General features: G+C 66.6%; 4 protein-coding genes. 3 read left to right on the forward strand and 1 reads right to left on the reverse strand.

The annotated features are described in order from the left end of the window. Positions 1–189: 189 nt before the first annotated feature. Positions 190–1,392, reverse strand: a complete 1,203-nt coding sequence (locus tag ACIRA7_RS15950) for a hypothetical protein (protein ID WP_396221824.1) — start codon at positions 1,390–1,392, stop codon at positions 190–192. Positions 1,393–1,526: 134 nt separating this feature from the next. On the opposite strand from ACIRA7_RS15950, the gene ACIRA7_RS15955 reads away from it, so the two are divergent. The 3 genes from ACIRA7_RS15955 to ACIRA7_RS15965 form a co-directional block, all read left to right on the forward strand. Further along, positions 1,527–2,228, forward strand: a complete 702-nt coding sequence (locus ACIRA7_RS15955) for a hypothetical protein (protein ID WP_396221825.1) — start codon at positions 1,527–1,529, stop codon at positions 2,226–2,228. A 223-nt stretch (positions 2,229–2,451) separates the two neighbouring features. Continuing rightward, entirely contained in the window at positions 2,452–3,006 is a 555-nt protein-coding gene (locus tag ACIRA7_RS15960) for an RNA polymerase sigma factor (protein WP_396221826.1), read from the forward strand. After that, a partial coding sequence (locus tag ACIRA7_RS15965) for a hypothetical protein (RefSeq protein WP_396221827.1) occupies positions 3,003–3,414 on the forward strand: 412 nt, incomplete at its 3' end. The genes ACIRA7_RS15960 and ACIRA7_RS15965, both read left to right, overlap by 4 nt.

Here is a 3,414-nt window from a genome sequence, read left to right on the forward strand (position 1 = left end):
TTCCGGCGGGAGCGCGTTTCTAAATGGGGGTCCGATCGACGGGGCACGCCCAGAAGGCTCACCCACGCGATGCGGTCGCCTGTTTCGGCGAGCCTGAATGAATCACCGTTTCGGAGGGCGAGGTCAAGCGGTCCCGCCCGTTTCGCCCTCCTTTCTTGCTTAATGATAGCGAGATATCGAAAAAGGCCGCTACTTCGACCGCCCGATCACGTCGCCGTACCCGAAGAGGATGCCGTTGGCGGCATCCCGTACCAGCGAAACGATCGGGCTGGTGAGCTGCCCCATCAGGAAACCCGACGGCTGGCCCCCGAAGCGGTTGTTCGTCACCGACCGGATGAACGAGGCCTCCGGATCCAGCGGCATCCCGGCCACATTGGCGTAGAACCGGCTCCATTCGTCGCCCTGCAGAAACAGGTACTGCTCCACGTTGCTGGTGTAGAACGTGTTCACCCGCGCGTCCCGTGCGCGCAGCCAGCGGCCCACGTTCGCCAGCGCGCGCGGGCCGGCGAAGTTGCCGACCAGAGGCACGATCAGGTTCCGGCGCTGCATGTCCCGCACGATCTGATACGACGCGTCGGAGCCGAGAAAGCCCAGATTCACGCCGGCGGTGTCGGTCGCGGTGGCGATCATGGTGAAGGTCGGCATGCCACGGAACCCGCGACCGCCGCCGAAGCCGCCGGTGCTGCCGCTGGAGTAGTTCAACGACGGGCCGGTGCTGAAGAACACGCTGTCCACGTAGCGCAGCGTCGCCAGATCGCTCGAGTCGAGTGCGAAGCCGTGTGTGCGCACGAGGTGATCGCGCACCTCGGCGAAGGTGCGCCGGAAGTACGCCGAGTCGGCGGCGCGACGGTCGAGGCGCGCGATGAGGGTGTCGGCGCTGGCGGCCTCATCGGACAACGCCGCGCCCGAAATCGGCCGCGCGAACAGACGCGCCAAGAAGGCCGAACGGGTGGGCGACAGTTCGAACACCGCCTTGTACCACAAATGCTGCAGCAGATTTTGTCGGCGGATGTCCACGATGAACGCCACCCGCGGTTGCAGCGCGGCGATGTACGTGAAGTTCTGCTCGGGGCCGACCCCCACGTACACCCCGCCCGGTGGGCTCGTGACACGCAGGCGGGCGATCACATGCTGCAGCCCCATCTCGTTCGACACGAAGTTCTCCGAGCGGAAATAGCCGCCCGGTTCGGACATGTCGCGCACCATGCGCCACCAGGTGCTGTCGGCGAGGCGGTCGGGGAGCGTGGCCGACTGCGCGACCGGCAGCACGCGAAACGGTTCGGTGGTCGCGGCCGTGGCTGGTGTGACGGCCGTCGCGTTCGGGCGGCAGGCGGCGAAGCCGAGGGCAACGCCCACGGCGACGAGCGGGGGAAGCAGCGCGTGACGTCTCATCTCCTGACCTTACGCGCGGCACGATGCGAGGCAAGGTTCGTGGTTGCTGAAACCGGAACCCGAACGCAGCGTACAACGGCTGGGGAGTCTGATCCCCTGTGGAACGTGCCGTACGCCCCCCAATCGTCGACCTCATGCAGGAAGTTCCCCTCGTCCCCATGCAGGAAATTCCCGTCGCCCCCGCTCCCCCGCCGGTGCCGTTTGTGGTGCAGACGGCGACCGGCCAGATCACGGGCGCGCCGACCGAGGTCTACCAGGGGGCGCTCGCCCAGCGACGTGAGCTGCGCAATCAGCAGGAACGTCTTCAGGACCAGCGTCAGGAGCTTCGGAATGAGCTGCAGAACGAGCCGAATCTGTCGCCTGCCGATCGGGCCGGCGTCGAAGCGCGCATCAAGGAGATCGATGGGCGCATCAGCTCGGTGGAGCAGCAGATCGCGAAAGCCGACGCCGCCGTGGCACAGGCGGCCGCGCTGCCCGGCGCCACCGAGGAACCCCGTGAAGAACGGAATGGACCGCCGGGCGAGATTCTCGCAGTGCCCATCGTCTTCACGATCTTCGTGCTGGCGCCGATCGCCGTCGCCTATGCGCGTCGCATATGGCGGCGTGGTTCCGCGGCCGTCGCCCCCATTCCCACGGACCTCACCGATCGCCTCGACGCGATGGGGCAGGCCGTGGAGTCGATCGCCATCGAGGTGGAGCGGATCGGCGAAGGCCAGCGATTCCTGACCCGCGTGATGTCCGACAAGGCGAAGAACCTGGGCGCGGGGGCGGCCGAGCCGATCCCGGTGCCGAAGGTGCATGGGGAGCAGGTCGCGGTGCCGCGGTACGAGCGGTAACGGCGGGAACTGCCAACACCCAAGGAAGCAGGAGGGAGGGTATCAGGATCGAGGAAGCAGGTGAACCGCGCGTGGTTCCTGCCCCCTGCCTCCTGATACCCTCCTTCCTGTTTCCTAGGGCGTTGGCAGTCTCTTCTCCATGCAACCCTTTTCACCCACCCCCTGTCATTGAAGCGCACATGCATGCGCTTCGAGACGACGACCGTGAGCGGCAGCAGTGACCATGACTGACATGGAGCTGCTTGATCGGCTCAGAACGGGGGACCACACGGCGGAGCGGGATTTCTACGACCGCCACGTGGACCGCGTGTACCGACTCATTCTCCGAATGAGCGGACGCCCCGAGCTGGCCCAGGAATGGACGCAGGACACCTTCATCCGGGCCTTTAGCCGGATCGAACAGTTCCGCGGCGACTCCGCCTTGTCGAGCTGGCTGCACACGATCGCCGTCTCGATCACGTTGAACGGTTTGCGCACCCAGAAACGCCGCGATGCCTTCGCGGCGCCCCTCGAGGAGGCGACGACCGTGGTGCATGCGTCGGTGGAGAGCGAACCGGATCTCAAGGTTCGCCTGAAGGCCGCGATCGAGGCGCTTCCCGCCGGCACACGCGCCGTGTTCGTGATGCACGACGTGGAAGGGTTCACGCACGAAGAGATCGGTGAGGCGCTCGGGGTCGCAACCGGCACCAGCAAGTCACAGCTCTTCCGTGCCAGAGAAAAGCTCCGGGTGGCGTTGGCCGCCTTCGCTCCCCGGCCGCTTGGCAAGGAGTTGGCATGACCGATCGATCAGAACAACACCGTACGCCGCACGGTGACGAGCAGGACGCGCCACTCGAGCCGTGGATGCTCGAACTGGCACGCGAAGCCGCCGATGACCTCGACGCCGATGTCGTCGTGCCGCGCGAGATAATGTGGGCGCGGATCAATCGCGAGCGACGCGCCGTTGGAGCGCCTTCAAGGCGCGTGTTTCCCTGGACGCGCGCGGCTGCGATCGCCGCCGTGCTGGTGGGTGGCGTGGCGATCGGTCGCTATGTCGTACCGGTTGCGTCGACGACGGTCGCCGTGGCCGATCGTGCGAAGGGTTCGACCGACCGTGCCAGGAATGCTGCGGGGCTCGGACCAGATGCACTGGCCGAGCTGCCGCCGTCGAACGACCCGGTGCGCGTCGCCATGGGCGAACATCTCG

Origin of the sequence: Gemmatimonas sp. (assembly GCF_044376735.1) — a bacterium.
GTDB lineage: Bacteria > Gemmatimonadota > Gemmatimonadetes > Gemmatimonadales > Gemmatimonadaceae > Gemmatimonas.